The sequence below is a fragment of the Paraburkholderia sp. GAS206C genome, assembly GCF_050435645.1.
In the GTDB taxonomy this organism is placed as follows: Bacteria; Pseudomonadota; Gammaproteobacteria; order Burkholderiales; family Burkholderiaceae; genus Paraburkholderia; species Paraburkholderia phenazinium_B.
This window is the reverse complement of the sequence record NZ_JBNDKR010000003.1, coordinates 373408-387509: the sequence shown is the minus strand read 5'-3', so window position 1 is coordinate 387509 and position 14102 is coordinate 373408. Positions and strand designations below refer to the sequence as shown.

14 protein-coding genes are annotated in these 14102 nt (G+C 61.9%); 6 read left to right on the top strand and 8 right to left on the bottom strand.

The window, feature by feature from the left end; translation table 11 throughout:
* The first annotated feature begins 69 nt into the window (after positions 1–69).
* The 4 genes from P3T20_RS10110 (at position 70) to moaC (ending at position 2771) form a co-directional block, all read left to right on the top strand.
* Complete coding sequence (locus P3T20_RS10110) at positions 70–516, top strand: nuclear transport factor 2 family protein (RefSeq protein ID WP_074263447.1); 447 nt, start codon at positions 70–72, stop codon at positions 514–516.
* A gap of 34 nt (positions 517–550) precedes the next feature.
* On the top strand, positions 551–1621 hold the full coding sequence (locus P3T20_RS10105; RefSeq protein WP_429286812.1) for a hydrolase: 1071 nt from the start codon (positions 551–553) through the stop codon (positions 1619–1621).
* Complete coding sequence (locus tag P3T20_RS10100) at positions 1614–2219, top strand: DUF2946 family protein (protein ID WP_429286811.1); 606 nt, start codon at positions 1614–1616, stop codon at positions 2217–2219. Before P3T20_RS10105 ends, P3T20_RS10100 begins: the two co-directional genes overlap by 8 nt.
* Before the next feature lie 69 nt (positions 2220–2288).
* The gene (moaC, locus tag P3T20_RS10095; RefSeq protein ID WP_074263445.1) at positions 2289–2771 is read left to right on the top strand and encodes a cyclic pyranopterin monophosphate synthase MoaC; all 483 of its coding nucleotides are present in this window, start codon (positions 2289–2291) and stop codon (positions 2769–2771) included.
* A gap of 77 nt (positions 2772–2848) precedes the next feature.
* On the opposite strand, the gene P3T20_RS10090 is transcribed toward moaC, so the two are convergent.
* From P3T20_RS10090 to recA, 8 genes are all read right to left on the bottom strand, one after another.
* On the bottom strand, positions 2849–4633 hold the full coding sequence (locus tag P3T20_RS10090) for a PglL family O-oligosaccharyltransferase (protein WP_074263444.1): 1785 nt from the start codon (positions 4631–4633) through the stop codon (positions 2849–2851).
* Between the two features lie 111 nt (positions 4634–4744).
* The gene (locus P3T20_RS10085) at positions 4745–5383 is read right to left on the bottom strand and encodes a pilin (RefSeq protein WP_074263443.1); all 639 of its coding nucleotides are present in this window, start codon (positions 5381–5383) and stop codon (positions 4745–4747) included.
* A 150-nt stretch (positions 5384–5533) separates the two neighbouring features.
* Positions 5534–6271 carry a TerC family protein gene (locus P3T20_RS10080; RefSeq protein ID WP_429286810.1) on the bottom strand — a complete coding sequence of 246 codons (738 nt, stop codon included), beginning with the start codon at positions 6269–6271 and terminating at the stop codon, positions 5534–5536.
* Between the two features lie 204 nt (positions 6272–6475).
* Entirely contained in the window at positions 6476–7357 is an 882-nt protein-coding gene (sucD, locus tag P3T20_RS10075) for a succinate--CoA ligase subunit alpha (protein ID WP_074263441.1), read from the bottom strand.
* Between the two features lie 122 nt (positions 7358–7479).
* Complete coding sequence (gene sucC / locus P3T20_RS10070) at positions 7480–8649, bottom strand: ADP-forming succinate--CoA ligase subunit beta (protein ID WP_074263440.1); 1170 nt, start codon at positions 8647–8649, stop codon at positions 7480–7482.
* Complete coding sequence (locus P3T20_RS10065; protein WP_429286980.1) at positions 8646–9383, bottom strand: DUF2889 domain-containing protein; 738 nt, start codon at positions 9381–9383, stop codon at positions 8646–8648. The genes sucC and P3T20_RS10065 overlap by 4 nt, the downstream gene beginning before the upstream one ends.
* 97 nt (positions 9384–9480) lie before the next feature.
* A complete protein-coding gene (gene recX / locus P3T20_RS10060) occupies positions 9481–10317 on the bottom strand; it encodes a recombination regulator RecX (RefSeq protein WP_429286809.1) in 837 nt (278 codons plus the stop codon).
* Positions 10271–11347 (bottom strand): recombinase RecA, encoded by a 1077-nt coding sequence (gene recA / locus P3T20_RS10055; protein WP_074263438.1) that lies wholly within the window; start codon positions 11345–11347, stop codon positions 10271–10273. Before recA ends, recX begins: the two co-directional genes overlap by 47 nt.
* Before the next feature lie 230 nt (positions 11348–11577).
* Here recA and P3T20_RS10050 point away from each other — a divergent pair, with 230 nt between their 5' ends.
* Both P3T20_RS10050 and P3T20_RS10045 read left to right on the top strand, forming a co-directional pair.
* Positions 11578–12333: a response regulator gene (locus P3T20_RS10050; RefSeq protein ID WP_429286808.1), complete on the top strand. Its 756-nt coding sequence runs from the start codon at positions 11578–11580 to the stop codon at positions 12331–12333.
* 9 nt (positions 12334–12342) lie between these two features.
* Positions 12343–13884: a sensor histidine kinase N-terminal domain-containing protein gene (locus P3T20_RS10045; RefSeq protein ID WP_429286807.1), complete on the top strand. Its 1542-nt coding sequence runs from the start codon at positions 12343–12345 to the stop codon at positions 13882–13884.
* Positions 13885–14102: the final 218 nt, after the last annotated feature.

Below are 14102 nucleotides of genomic sequence, written 5' to 3'. Positions count from 1 at the left end.
TGTTCCTGGTTGTCCTGTTTTTACTGCTGCCCGCAACCGCGCGCGCCGCGCACAAGAGACTGACGAGCCATGCCACGTTTTGCCCACATCTTCGAAGCCGCTGCGGATACTCTCAACGCCTATTACCAGGCGGTAGCAGAGGTCAATCTCGAGAGTTTGATGGGCCTGTGGATCGACGAGGAGTTTGCCAGCTACATCAGCGCCGACGGCTCGCACCTGCACGGTCTGGACACCATCCGCGCCGGCCTCGCCGTCCAGCTCGAACTCAATCCCGTGTCGATCGAACCGGTGGATATCCGCGTGTACGACAGCCTCGGCACCGTCGTGTATGCAATTGCGGAAGCGCACCGCCCGGCGGATCCGAAGGTCGCGCCCACCATGGTCTTCAGCACCTACGTAATGGTCCACGAGCGCGGCGAATGGAAGATCGCACATATCCACGCGAGTGCGATGCCGAACGAAGCGGCGAATCAGTTTGCTGCGAAAATGCGTCATGGTCAGGGGTCTTTGCACTGACGACTCACGTTTTCTGTTTTTTCCGGTCGCTGGCATGAGTACGACGCACAACAAGACCGTTTCTCCCGCAACCGCTTGCGCAGCGGCCGTTGAGACGAGCGTCGTCGAAATGTTCTACCGCGCGCCGCTCTGGCTGCCGAACAGCCACGTTCAGACCATTGTCCCGGCCCTCTTTGCACGACTTCCCGCGGTGACCTATCGGCGCGAACGCTGGGACACGCCGGATGGCGATTTCATCGAACTCGACTGGCTAGTGCATGAGGCAGATGCCTCGGGCGCCTGGGACAACGAAGAAGCCTCGTCCGACGTCCCGCTCTTCGTGCTGTTTCACGGCCTCGAGGGCAGTTCGAACTCCCACTATGCCCGCGCGTTGATGGCCGCGGCGCGTGAACGCGGATGGCACGGGGTTGTGCCGCACTTTCGCAGTTGCAGCGGACCGCTGAACCTGTTGCCGCGCTTTTATCACCTCGCCGATAGCGCCGAAGTGGACTGGGTCCTGCGGCGCCTTCGGGACGTGCATCGCGGGCCGATCGTCGCGGCAGGTGTTTCGCTGGGCGGCAATGTGCTGCTGCGCTGGCTAGGCGAACGGCGCGAAGATGCCTCGTTTCTCACTGCCGCCGCGGCAATCTCCGCGCCGCTCGATGTGCATGCAGGTGGTCAGGCGCTATCGCAGGGTTTCGGCAAGGTGTACACGCGCAATTTTCTGAAAACGCTAAAAGTGAAGGCGCTGCAGAAGCTCGAACAGTATCCGGGCCTGTACGACGCCAACGCGATGCTCGCAAGCCGCAACATGTACGAATTCGACAACATCGTCACGGCCCCGCTGCACGGCTTTCGCAATACCGACGACTATTGGACTCAGGCGACCACACGGCCATTGCTGCCGCAGATCACGGTGCCTACGCTCGTGCTCAACGCGCGGAACGATCCGTTCCTGCCCGGCGCCGTGTTGCCGGGACGGCATGAAGTGTCGGCTGCGATCGAACTGGACCAGCCCCGGCACGGCGGCCACGTCGGCTTCATGACGGGTCCGTTTCCGGGGCGCAGCGACTGGCTGTCACGGCGCGTTTTCAACTACCTCGCTCCATTCGTCGACCATGGATGACATCGTTCGCCAGGCGCTCGCCAAATGGCCCAACGTGCCGCATTGCACTGGCTGGCTGCTGCTTGACCGGCGCGGCAACTGGCGCATGCGTGACGATGAGGCTCAGGCGCGCGGCGCGCCGGGAGAACCGATACGGCATGCGGCGTTGCTTGCCTTTATCAACCGGAACTACGAAGCGGACGCGGGTGGGCAGTGGTTCTTTCAGAACGGGCCACAGCGGGTGTATGTGGAACTGGGTTATACGCCGTGGGTGGTGCGGCTTGGCCTCGATGATGGGGATGGCGCCAAGGCGACATTGACGCTGACCGATCAGGCCGGGAATGCGTTTGAGCCTGCCGCGGCTTATCTGGATGACGAGGGCGGTGTGCTGTTCACGGACACGTCAACGCCGCCGCGAATCGCCGTTTTGCATGACCACGATCTTGATCTGTTTTCCGAGCACGCCGAGGTGGCCGCGGATGGTGACGCTGGCCGGTTCTATTGGCGTGACGGGATGACACTACCGTTGCAGCCGATCGCACGCGCCGAGGTAGCCGAACAGTTTGGGTTTGTTGCGAGTCCCGCTCAGGCTGCGGCTCCGAAAAACGCGGCGTCATAGTCGACGCTCCGTCCGGGTTGCCATCCGCATCGCGCTGGTATGATTGGCGCTCTCAGAAGGAGCCCCACCATGCCTGAACTCACCCACTTCGACGCCGCCGGCCAGGCGCACATGGTGGATGTCGGCGCCAAGCAGGAAACCAAACGCATCGCTATCGCGCGCGGCTCGATCCGTATGCTGCCGGAGACATTTGCGCTCATCCGCGACGGCAACGCCAGGAAAGGCGATGTGATCGGCATCGCGCGCATCGCTGCGATTCAAGGAGCCAAGCGCACCGCCGATCTGATTCCGCTGTGTCATCCGCTAGCCCTTACCCGCGTCAAAGTGGATTTCGAACTCGACGAGACCCTGCCCGGCGTGCATTGCACGGTGCAGGTGGAAACGTTGGGGCGCACAGGCGTGGAGATGGAAGCACTGACCGCTGTACAGGTGGGACTGCTGACGGTCTACGACATGTGCAAGGCGGTGGACCGCGGCATGACGATCACCGATGTGAAAGTGCTGGAGAAGCACGGCGGGAAGTCTGGGGACTGGGTGGCAGCGGCTGGGTAAACGCTGCTTCTGCGCTTACCCGCCCTTCCGGTGCGTTTTCGTTCATCCCGCGTCGCGCTCACGCGCGAAGCTCGGACTCAATCGTCGCTATCGTCGTCATCCTGATTGACGTCTTTCGGCGGCATACCGTACAGCTTGATCAGTTCCGCCTTGAAGCCAGCGAGACTCTTCTGCTCATCGCACAGCTGATACAGATAGGCCTGTTGCGACGGCCAATCCTTCAATTCTTCCGCGAAGATCTTCAACCGCACGACGGTGTCGAAAGCGCCGTTCGTGTCGCCGCTCAGCGCCTGCAGCACCGCATAACGTCGCAACACCGTTTCGCCCGGCAGCAACGCGAGCGCCTGCCTGTGCATGGCGAGCTTGCGAGCGAGATCCTGGGCGTTCATCGGCAGCAGCGTCGCCATCCCGTACTCGCCCCATGCACCGAACAGGAACGATGGATCGCTGGCGTATTGCTGCGCCGGACTCGAGCCGTAGTACAACACCTCCGAGCGGTTGTAGTCGCGATAGACCGGATACAGCGCGGCCAATCCAACGAGCACGACCACCGCGTAGACGCCGAACGACACGCGGCTCGGCACCAGCCGCAACGAGCGCGTCTCCAGCAGGCCAAACACGAACATCGCCGGCAGCAGGAAGAACATGTACTGCTGCGGATACTCGACCAGCGCGTGCATCACCAGCACGCCGATCAGCGCTACGCCGAACACGCGAGCGGCCGTGTGCGGAGCACGCACCACGCGCACGAGCCACGCCAGCAGGCCGAGCAGCACGATCGCAAGGCCGATCAGGCCGGTTTTACCTAGCAGATCGAGGAAGATGTCGTGCGAGTTGTTAGCGATCTCGACGGCGCCCAGCGACCGCACATAGTCGAACTGGTAGCGCGGAAACTCGCCCCAGCCAACGCCGAGCAACGGATGCGCCTTGAACATCGTCCAACCGTATTTCCATAGCGCAAGGCGTGGCGCGATCTGACCGGCATCCTTGAAACGATCGGCAGCGGATTCGGCCAGACCGAGCTGATAGTGCACATTGGCCCAACGAACCAGCGCGTTCACGACGAAGAACAACACGCCGAGCGCTACTGGCGTCAACCATTCGCGGTTACTGCGCCGCAGAACCGGATTGCGCCGGACTTCGGCAAAGGCCATCCAGAACCCAGCCACGACGATCACGCCCATCTGCAACCACGGCCCACGTGAGACGGTCAACGCAAGGCCGCCCGCAAAAACCACCGACAGCAGCGCCCACAGGATGAGCGGAAGCCGCCGCGTCTGTACCAGGAACAAGGCGCCGGTCATCGCGAAGGCGATGTAGGTGGCGAGGTGGTTGGCCTGCGCCATGTTGCCGAACGGCCGGCGATCGACCGTGATGTTGTACGCAACCACGAGCGGCGTGACCTTGGTCTCCAGATGGAACACCTGGATCACCTGGCAAAACACTGCAAACAGTCCGCCGATAATCAACGCGTAGGCGGCCCAGCGCAGCACCTCCTCGCTCATCCTGACCCGGCTGAAGGTGTAGCCGGTGTGGGTCGCCATGAAGGCCGCCAGCAGATAACCGGCACCGAGCCAGTTCATCGACGGCTGCTCGACCTGCAGCACAAACGTCTGCACCACCAGCAACAGGCCGAACAGCAGTGGCACAAGCGCGACCGTGGGCGATTCAAACTCGAAGCGGCGACGCTCCGTCCAGGCCAGCAGCACCACGGCCGCGCTGGTCAACACATACAGCGTCAGCGCGGTAAATTCCGCGTAAAAGGTCGGAATCGGATAGGTATGGTTGACCACTGCGTAAGGCAGAATCAACGCACAAGCCAGTATGGCCAGAGATAAAAAGCGCGCAAATGGGGTGGGCATGAGGAACCGGGGGCGTCAGCAACCGGCGCACTATACAAAAAAATCCTCCCCCTGTGCGCCGGACGGCCTCAAATATCCCGAAATCGGCAAGTCCGTTTCCTTACCGAACCATCAACTGCGGCATTCGGGCGGCGCCAGATTGGACGGCAACGTCGGCGGATCCGCTGGGCTCGGGCCTGCGCCCGGCGCGGGCAGTGACGAAGCCAACTTGCCACCCGCAAAGCACTCCCATGTCAGCGTCCCCGGTTGGGCCGAGCCTTTGACTAGCGCGATCCGGGCGGTCGGCGTATCGGCGTTGTCGGGCACCGACGGCACCAGCACCAGCGTATTGCTGCCGGACGGCGCGACGCGCGTGGTGAAGACCACGGTGATCTGACCTGTGTCGTCATCCACATGGACCGATTCCACATTCTTCGTGGCGGTTGGCGGCGCATAACCGCCCCCGAACGCCGCGCCGCTGGCGGCGTTTTCCGCCACCGCGAGCCGCGCCGACGTGGCGAGCGACAGGCCCTCGCCTACCCGGCTGCGCGCCAGATAGTCCTGATACGCGGGGATGGCATAGGCCGCAATCACCCCGACAATCGCGAGCACGATCATCAGTTCGATCAACGTGAAGCCGAGCTTGCGGCTGACCCGGGCGATCCGCGTGGGCCATTGCACGCCAGGGTCGGAGATCGGTGCGCCTGCAGCAGGGTCGTCGCGCCGCAAGAGCACGCAACGGAATGAAGAGTTGGGGAGAGAAACGGTCATCGGCAGGCTCCAGAAACGAAAAACGCCTGCCCCGTGAATCGGAACAGGCGCATTGATCGTAGCCAGCCACGGTGATTCTAAACAGTCAGCCAGATGGCTAACGTTGGACCTGATGATGGGCCTGTGAAAGCGTGAAGCCGTGCCCTGTTGTCAATGCGAACCCGGGGGCGCATTGGGCGGCAATTGAGCCGCAGCCCGCTCGGCATTACGCCGTTTAAGCACGTAACCAAGGATCACAACGAACAGCGCTCCCGCGATGCTCATACCGTACTCGGCCACGGGCGAGTCGAGAATCGGCCAGCGGTCGCCGGCCGGATCGTTGATGATCAGGCCGCCCGCAATCCAGCCAAGCAGTGCGGCACCGAGCGTAATTACGATCGGGAAGCGGTCCAGCAACTTCAGCACGAGCTGGCTGCCCCATACGATCAGCGGAATGCTGACCAACAGCCCGAAGATCACCAGCGCCAGCCGATGCTCCGGGTCCGCCGCTTCCGCCGCGCCAGCAATCGCGATCACGTTATCGAGGCTCATGACCGCGTCGGCAATGATGATGGTCTTGACCGCGGTCATCAGCTTGTCAGCGGGCTTCACGTGCTCGTGAGCGTCGTGTGCGGGCGCCATGAGGCGGACGCCGATCCACAGCAACAACAGGCCTCCCGCAAACTTCAGCAGCGGCACATCGAGCAGCACCACCGCAAACGCTATCAGCGCGACGCGCAGCAGGATTGCCCCCGCCGTCCCCCACAACACGCCCTTGACGCGCTGCGCCGGCGGCAGATTGCGGCAGGCGAGCGCGATCACCACCGCGTTATCGCCACCCAGCAGGATGTCGATCACGATGATCTGGATAACGGCCCCCCAGTGGAGCGTGGCGAAGAATGCGAGCATTGAAAGCAGGATAGACGGCGATTGGAACCGGGCAAAGCGCGATGAAACTGCATGGGACCGGAGCAAGCGCTGAAGCGCTAACTCCGGTCGACATAAAAAAGCGAGGGAGCAATTGCTCGCTCCCTCGCTTTTAGGACTTCGTTCTTACGAAAGGACTTCGTAAGAGTATCAAAAAACGGGCCGGACTGGCTGGCCTATTTCGATTTACAGCATCGCCTTCAGAAGACGCGCCATTTCCGACGGGTTCTTCGTGACCTTGATGCCGCATGCGTCCATGATTTCCAGCTTGGCTTCAGCCGTATCTGCACCGCCCGAGATCAGCGCGCCTGCGTGACCCATGCGCTTGCCGGCCGGAGCCGTGACGCCCGCGATGAAGCCAACCACCGGCTTCTTCATGTTGCCCTTGATCCACTCAGCCGCATTCGCTTCGTCCGGACCGCCGATTTCGCCGATCATGATGACGGCGTCCGTTTCCGGATCGTCGTTGAACATCTTCATGACGTCGATGTGCTTCAGACCGTTGATCGGGTCGCCGCCGATACCGACTGCCGACGATTGGCCGAGGCCGATCGCCGTCAACTGGCCGACTGCTTCATACGTCAGCGTGCCCGAACGCGACACGACGCCGATGCGGCCCTTGCGGTGGATGTGACCCGGCATGATGCCGATCTTCAGTTCGTCCGGCGTGATCGTGCCCGGGCAGTTCGGTCCGAGCAGCAGCGTCTTGCTGTTCTTTGCGCGCATGCGTGCCTTGAGCTCGATCATGTCACGGACAGGAATGCCTTCCGTGATACAGATTGCGAGATCCAGATCCGCCTCGACGGCTTCCCAGATCGCTGCCGCTGCGCCTGCGGGCGGAACGTAAATGACCGAGACGGTTGCGCCCGTTTCAGCCTTCGCTTCCTTCACGCTTGCGTAGATAGGAATGCCTTCGAAATCTTCGCCGGCCTTCTTCGGGTTCACGCCCGCGACATACGCTTCGCGGCCGTTTGCATATTCACGGCAGGCACGCGTGTGGAACTGACCGGTCTTGCCGGTGATGCCCTGCGTGATGACCTTCGTGTCTTTATTGATCAGAATCGACATGTATTGACCTCTGTTCGTTTGGCGGGCGCTCTGGCCGACTGCGCGGCGGAATGTTCTCCGCCCGCGTCGCCGTGCGCGCCGCCATTCGTAATCTGGCTAATCCTGGTAAACGCCCGGCAGGCTTACGCCTTGCCCGCAGCGGCCGCGACGACCTTCTGAGCCGCTTCTTCCATGCTGTCTGCCGCAATGATCGGCAGGCCGGATTCAGCCAGCATCTTCTTGCCCAGGTCTTCGTTCGTGCCCTTCATGCGGACCACGAGCGGCACCTTCAGCGAGACAGCCTTCGAAGCTGCAATCACGCCTTCCGCGATCACGTCGCAGCGCATGATGCCACCGAAAATATTGACCAGAATGGCCGTCAGATTCGGGTTCTTCAGCATGATCTTGAACGCTTCCGTGACCTTCTCGGTCGTGGCGCCACCGCCCACGTCGAGGAAGTTCGCCGGTTCGCCGCCGAACAGCTTGATGGTGTCCATCGTTGCCATGGCGAGGCCAGCGCCGTTCACGAGGCAGCCGATGTTGCCGTCGAGCGAGATGTACGCGAGGTCGAACTTCGAGGCTTCGACTTCAGCCGGATCTTCTTCGTCCAGATCGCGGTAAGCGACGATTTCCGGATGACGGAACAGGGCGTTCGAATCGAAGTTGAACTTGGCGTCCAACGCGATGACCTTGCCGTCGCCGGTCAGGATCAGCGGGTTGATTTCTGCGAGCGACGCGTCCGTTTCCCAGAATGCCTTGTACAGGCCTTGCAGGATTGCACGAGCTTGCGGCAGCGAAGCGGCGGGAACGCCGATCTTCGTTGCCAGTTCATCCGCTTCGGCGTCCTTCAGACCGGTCGACGGGTCGACAGCGATCTTGTGGATCAGCTCAGGCGTCTTTTCCGCGACTTCTTCGACGTCCATGCCACCTTCGCTCGACGCCATCACGACGACCTTCTGCGAGACGCGATCGATCACGAGGCCGACATACAGTTCCTTCTTGATGTCAGCGCCTTCTTCGATCAGCAGGCGGTTCACCTTCTGGCCTTCCGGGCCAGTCTGGTGCGTGACGAGTTGCATGCCGAGGATCTGGTTCGAGTACTCGCGAACCTGCTCCAGCGACTTTGCGACCTTCACGCCGCCACCCTTGCCACGGCCACCCGCGTGGATCTGAGCCTTCACGACCCATACCGGGCCGCCGAGCTCTTCAGCGGCCTTGACCGCGTCATCCACCGAGAAGACCGGCTTGCCGCGCGGTACCGCGACGCCGAATTTCCGCAGGATTTCCTTACCCTGGTACTCGTGAATCTTCATGCGTGATTCCCTTCAGTCTGAGAGTTGGATTGAACTTCGTTTCCGCTGCTGTCGTTCAAACGGGACGTGCCGTTGCCGTTGCCGGCGGACTGGCTTTGCTCGCTTGCTGCATCCGCGCGTTCCGCTGAACGCGGCGCACGACCATACCAGCGCGGATAAAACTGTCGCACCGCCTCACCATCGAATCGCAGCGCGTGGCAGCGACCCAGCTGGAATGGCGGCTTGTCGTTTGAGTGCTCGTCTGAGGCTTGAGGTGAAGCGTCCCCTGAATCCGCTTCGTGTGGCGGCTTGCCATCATTGGTATTCCACACGTCGCCGGCGAACGCCTGAATGGCGGCCGTAGGAAGGAAAGCGCACAACTCGGTGAGATGCGTGCAACCTGCCGTGCCACCGAGCAAACGGGCGGCTTCGCGACGGAAATTGTGGAACAGATTGAGCCCGATGAGGGCACGATAGGCGGGATTGGTGGCTTCGCAAAGACCGGGATAGGGCACCCAGTCGGACGACGCTTGCGCGTCGACAACGTTGAGCTTGCGATCGATCGTAATGCGGAGCCAGAGTTCATGGATCGGCTGACCGTTGGGCCGGACGCCCGACGCAAGCGCCACGTCACGTGGCTTTTGGTCGGTTAGGCACGCCTCTATGTCCCACAGGCCGTCCTCGCGCTCGTAAGCTTCCGCACGAATTGCGCGGCGATGGCGCAACTGACGGGAGACGGGCGGGGAAAGCGACATGCGGAAGGAAAAGGCCGAATTGGAAAACCACCTGATTTTAGCATACCGGGTATTTGAGACAGGTTGGATTGTGCACAGCACCAATCCGGGGACAAGGCTAATCGCCTGACCACTCGTCGTCGAGACCCTTGAGAATCTTGCCGATCGTCGCGCCGGAAAACCCCCGTGCGGCGAGGAAACGCGCTTGACGCGCGCGTTCCGCGGGCGTTTCCGGAAGCTGACCGTATTTTTTGCTCCAGACGGCCTGGGCACGTGTGAGCTCGGTTTCGCGCAACTGTGCGCTGGCTTCCTCGATGAGTGTCTGGCCAACCGCATGGCGCTTCAATTCACCGACGATCCGGCTGGCGCCGAGACGCGATGCGCGGCGATGGATCAGGCTTTCGGCAAAGCGCGAATCGGACAGCCAGCCCTCTTTCTCGAGTGAATCGAGCAAGGTATCGAGAGAATCGGCCTCTTCGACGAAGGGCATCAACTTGCGCGAGAGTTCGGCACGGCTGTATTCACGGCGAGACAGATAGCCGAGTGCGCGACCCTTCAGGGAGCGGCCAGGGCCTTTTGATTTGGCGGCGCGGTCTTGGTCGGGACCGGACTTATCGTGGGCTCCGCCTCGAGCCTCGCCCGGTGTGCGGCGTGAGCGGGTGTAGGTGGTTTCTGCGGGCGAACTGGCGGCGTCAGTGTTGCCGCTTGGCCCCGCCAGTGCTGAACCCCGCCGCGCGGAGGATGCGCGGCCAGAAGCTTGATCGTGCGCGTCGAAAGACTCGAACGGATCGAATGACGATTCGGGTGAACCCAGTGACCCGGTCAAGTCACTTGGGTCACCGTCGCGCGGGCCGTCCGCATCACGCCCTGCATTGGATACAGGTCGGCCCTTGCGTATCACGCGGCGATTACTCCTCTTCGCCTGCGAGTTCAGCGCCTGCGCCGGCAGCAACATCCGCCATCGCATTCACGCCCAGCGATTCACGGATGCGGTTCTCGATTTCGCGTGCGATCTCGGGATTTTCGCGCAGGAATTCGCGTGCATTGTCTTTACCCTGACCAATACGCTCGCCGTTGTAGCTATACCAGGCACCGGCCTTGTCGACGATCTTCGCGGACACACCCAGGTCGATCACTTCACCCTGACGCGAAATGCCTTCGCCGTACAGGATGTCGAAAATCGCTTCGCGGAACGGCGGCGCCACCTTGTTCTTGACGACCTTCACGCGCGTTTCGTTGCCGATCACTTCGTCGTTTTTCTTGATCGAGCCGATACGACGGATGTCCAGACGCACGGATGCATAGAACTTGAGCGCGTTACCGCCCGTGGTGGTTTCCGGATTGCCGAACATCACGCCGATCTTCATACGGATCTGGTTAATGAAGATGACGAGGCAGTTCGTGCGCTTGATCGTGCCGGTGAGCTTACGCAGCGCCTGCGACATCAGACGCGCCTGCAGACCTGGCAGCGAGTCGCCCATTTCGCCTTCGATTTCGGCCTTCGGCACGAGTGCCGCGACCGAGTCGATCACGATCATGTCGATCGAACCCGAGCGCACCAGCGCGTCTGCGATTTCCAGCGCCTGTTCGCCCGTATCCGGTTGCGAGACCAGCAGATCGTTCACGTTCACGCCGAGCTTGCCCGCGTACTGGATGTCCAGCGCGTGTTCCGCGTCGATAAATGCTGCCGTGCCGCCGAGCTTCTGCATTTCAGCGACCACTTGCAGCGTCAGCGTGGTTTTACCCGACGATTCCGGCCCGTAGATTTCGACCACCCGGCCACGCGGCAAACCGCCGACGCCCAATGCGATGTCGAGCCCGAGCGATCCCGTTGAGACCACCTGGATATCTTCGACTGCCTCGCCTGCGCCGAGCCGCATGACCGACCCTTTGCCGAACTGCTTTTCGATCTGCGCGAGCGCGGCAGCCAATGCCTTGCTCTTTTCAGCAGTCAGTCCAGCCGGGCCTTTCTTGCTTTCTTCCATGAATCGTCCTTTGCTATGATGAACGGCGTCTGAGGCAGGTGTGCGGCCCATTCATCACAGACAGCACACTAAACGCAGACACTGTATAAAAAAACAGTAGTTTTGGCAAGCACGATTCGCACATCGATGCATTTATGTGTGGTCAAACTGCACCAAACTACCCACAAAATCTTTGGAGACCGCTGTGCGCCGGGATTTCTACGGTGCCGGCAAGGCCAGGCTGGCGCATCATGCGAATTCTCATTGCCGAAGATGACAGCATACTCGCGGACGGTCTGATTCGATCACTCCGCCAATCGGCATACGCCGTTGATCACGTGAAGAACGGCGTCGAAGCGGATACCGCCTTGTCGATGCAAACTTTCGACCTCCTGATACTCGATCTGGGCCTGCCACGCATGTCCGGACTCGAGGTGCTGCGCCGTCTGCGGGCACGCAATTCGAACCTGCCGGTGCTGATTTTGACCGCCGCCGACAGCGTCGACGAACGCGTCAAAGGCCTCGATCTCGGCGCCGACGACTACATGGCCAAGCCGTTCGCGCTCAATGAACTCGAGGCCCGCGTGCGCGCGCTGACCCGCCGCGGCGCGGGCGGCGGCCCGACGGTGGTAAGGCACGGCTCACTGTCGTTCGATCAGGTGGGGCGGATTGCCTACATCAACGAGCAGATCATCGAGCTGTCGGCACGCGAACTGGGCCTGCTCGAAGTGTTGCTGCAGCGGATCGGCCGGCTGGTATCGAAGGAGCAACTGGTCGATCATCTGTGCGAATGGGGCGAAGAGGTCAGCAATAACGCGATCGAAGTCTACGTGCACCGGCTGCGCAAAAAAATAGAGCCAAGCGGTGTGCGCATCCTCACCGTGCGCGGCCTTGGCTACTGCCTGGAGAAGGCCACCGCGGCAGTTGGGACAACAGGAACTCCCGAATCCAATACGCCCTCCTCGCACGCATCCGCCCAGATGCCCGCGAGCCACCCCTTCAAATAGAGAGCGCTCATGTCCGCACGCGCAGAGCGCGCCGCGGCGCCAGCGGTGGACCTCGACGACGAGGCGCGCGACGCCCGCTACGCGAACCCGTTCGCGCCACCCGACGAAACCGAAGCCGCCGCCGGGGCACGCCCGCGCTCGCTGTTCGGCGAGATCCTCGACTGGATGCTTGCGCCGCTGCTGCTGTTGTGGCCGATGAGCATTGCGGTCACTTACCTGGTCGCCAAATCGATCGCCAACGGCCCGTTCGACCGCGCGCTCGAAACCGATGCGTACGTGCTGGCCCGCCAGATCCATCCGGTGAACGGCGTGGCTGAGCTGTCCCTGCCCGCTGCGACGCGCGACTTCTTGAGCGCGGACAACGTCGATAAGGTCTTCTATCAGGTGCTGGGCACGCGCGGCGAGCTGGTGAGCGGCGATCGTGATATGCCGCTGCCGCACGAGGAAGACCGGCCGCCGCCGGGCCTCGTTGAATTCCGCGACGACGTGCTGCACGGCAACGACATCCGCGTCGCTTACACGACGGTCGAGTTCCCGCACACGCCAGGTGCGCTGCCGGTGCTCGTACAAGTGGGCGAGACGCTCGACAAACGCAGTCAGCTCGCCAACGACATCATCAAAGGCGTGATCCTGCCGCAGTTCGTGATCCTGCCGCTCGCGATCGTGCTCGTATGGTTCGGACTCTCGCGCGGCCTCGCTCCGTTGCACGCGCTGCAGGCGCATATCCGCGCGCGGCGTCCCGACGACCTGTCGCCGCTCGAAGCGCGCCGCGCTCCGCCGGAGATCGAACCGCTAGTAACGTCGTTCAACGACCTGCTAACTCGCCTCGAACAGAATATGGAGCTGCAAAAGCGTTTTATCGCCGACGCCGCCCATCAGATGAAAACGCCGCTCGCCGGTCTACGCACTCAGGCCGAACTGGCGCTGCGCCAGGACGTGTCTGCGGAAGTCCACCGTTCCCTCGAGCAGATCGCCACCAGTTCCGAGCAGGCCGCGCGGCTCGTCACGCAATTGCTGGCGCTCGCGCGCGCGGAAAACCGGCTGTCGGGACAGATTTTTGCGCCGGTCGAGATCACCGAAGTCGCGCGCAATGCGGTGCGCGACTGGGTGCAGGCGGCACTCGCCAAACAGATGGATCTGGGCTACGAGGGACCGGACGAAGCGGTTGAAATAGACGGCAGCCTGCTGATGCTGCGCGAGATGCTGTCGAACCTGATCGACAACGCGATCCGTTACACGCCAGCCGGCGGCCGGATCACAGTGCGGGTGCGTCCAGACCCGGCATCCAGCCAGGTACACCTTGAGGTAGAGGACACCGGGCTTGGCATTCCAGCTGCCGAACGGGCGCGGGTGGTGGAACGCTTCTACCGGATCCTGGGGCGCGAGGGCGACGGCAGCGGACTCGGGCTGGCGATCGTCCGCGAGATCGTCACCATGCACGGCGGCACGCTAACGATCGACGATAACGTCTATCAAAGCACGCCGCGTCTCGCCGGAACACTTGTACGCGTCAGCTTGAGGGCGCGAGAAATGGCCCGGGACTTACCCTAACGGGGGCCAGACTCGACCGCCGCAAATTTGCAACATGACGCCATTTTAATCAACGATGGCTGATAATTAGCTTTAATTTAACAACAAATACCAACATTCGACGCCACACCTCCCCCACCACGATTTTGAGATGCCACGTCAGTAGGCCGTAAGTTTCCACTCCAATAATCCGAGACACGGGTACGCCTTGCGGGCGGACCGAGTACACATATCAATAT

Bases quoted from the DNA above. Each gene is read 5' to 3' on its own strand.
- P3T20_RS10110 (WP_074263447.1), top strand. From the start codon at position 70: ATGCCACGTTTTGCCCACATCTTCGAAGCCGCTGCGGATACTCTCAAC.
- P3T20_RS10105 (WP_429286812.1), top strand. From the start codon at position 551: ATGAGTACGACGCACAACAAGACCGTTTCTCCCGCAACCGCTTGCGCA.
- P3T20_RS10100 (WP_429286811.1), top strand. From the start codon at position 1,614: ATGGATGACATCGTTCGCCAGGCGCTCGCCAAATGGCCCAACGTGCCG.
- moaC (WP_074263445.1), top strand. From the start codon at position 2,289: ATGCCTGAACTCACCCACTTCGACGCCGCCGGCCAGGCGCACATGGTG.
- P3T20_RS10090 (WP_074263444.1), bottom strand. From the start codon at position 4,633: ATGCCCACCCCATTTGCGCGCTTTTTATCTCTGGCCATACTGGCTTGT.
- P3T20_RS10085 (WP_074263443.1), bottom strand. From the start codon at position 5,383: ATGACCGTTTCTCTCCCCAACTCTTCATTCCGTTGCGTGCTCTTGCGG.
- P3T20_RS10080 (WP_429286810.1), bottom strand. From the start codon at position 6,271: ATGCTCGCATTCTTCGCCACGCTCCACTGGGGGGCCGTTATCCAGATC.
- sucD (WP_074263441.1), bottom strand. From the start codon at position 7,357: ATGTCGATTCTGATCAATAAAGACACGAAGGTCATCACGCAGGGCATC.
- sucC (WP_074263440.1), bottom strand. From the start codon at position 8,649: ATGAAGATTCACGAGTACCAGGGTAAGGAAATCCTGCGGAAATTCGGC.
- P3T20_RS10065 (WP_429286980.1), bottom strand. From the start codon at position 9,383: ATGTCGCTTTCCCCGCCCGTCTCCCGTCAGTTGCGCCATCGCCGCGCA.
- recX (WP_429286809.1), bottom strand. From the start codon at position 10,317: ATGTTGCTGCCGGCGCAGGCGCTGAACTCGCAGGCGAAGAGGAGTAAT.
- recA (WP_074263438.1), bottom strand. From the start codon at position 11,347: ATGGAAGAAAGCAAGAAAGGCCCGGCTGGACTGACTGCTGAAAAGAGC.
- P3T20_RS10050 (WP_429286808.1), top strand. From the start codon at position 11,578: ATGCGAATTCTCATTGCCGAAGATGACAGCATACTCGCGGACGGTCTG.
- P3T20_RS10045 (WP_429286807.1), top strand. From the start codon at position 12,343: ATGTCCGCACGCGCAGAGCGCGCCGCGGCGCCAGCGGTGGACCTCGAC.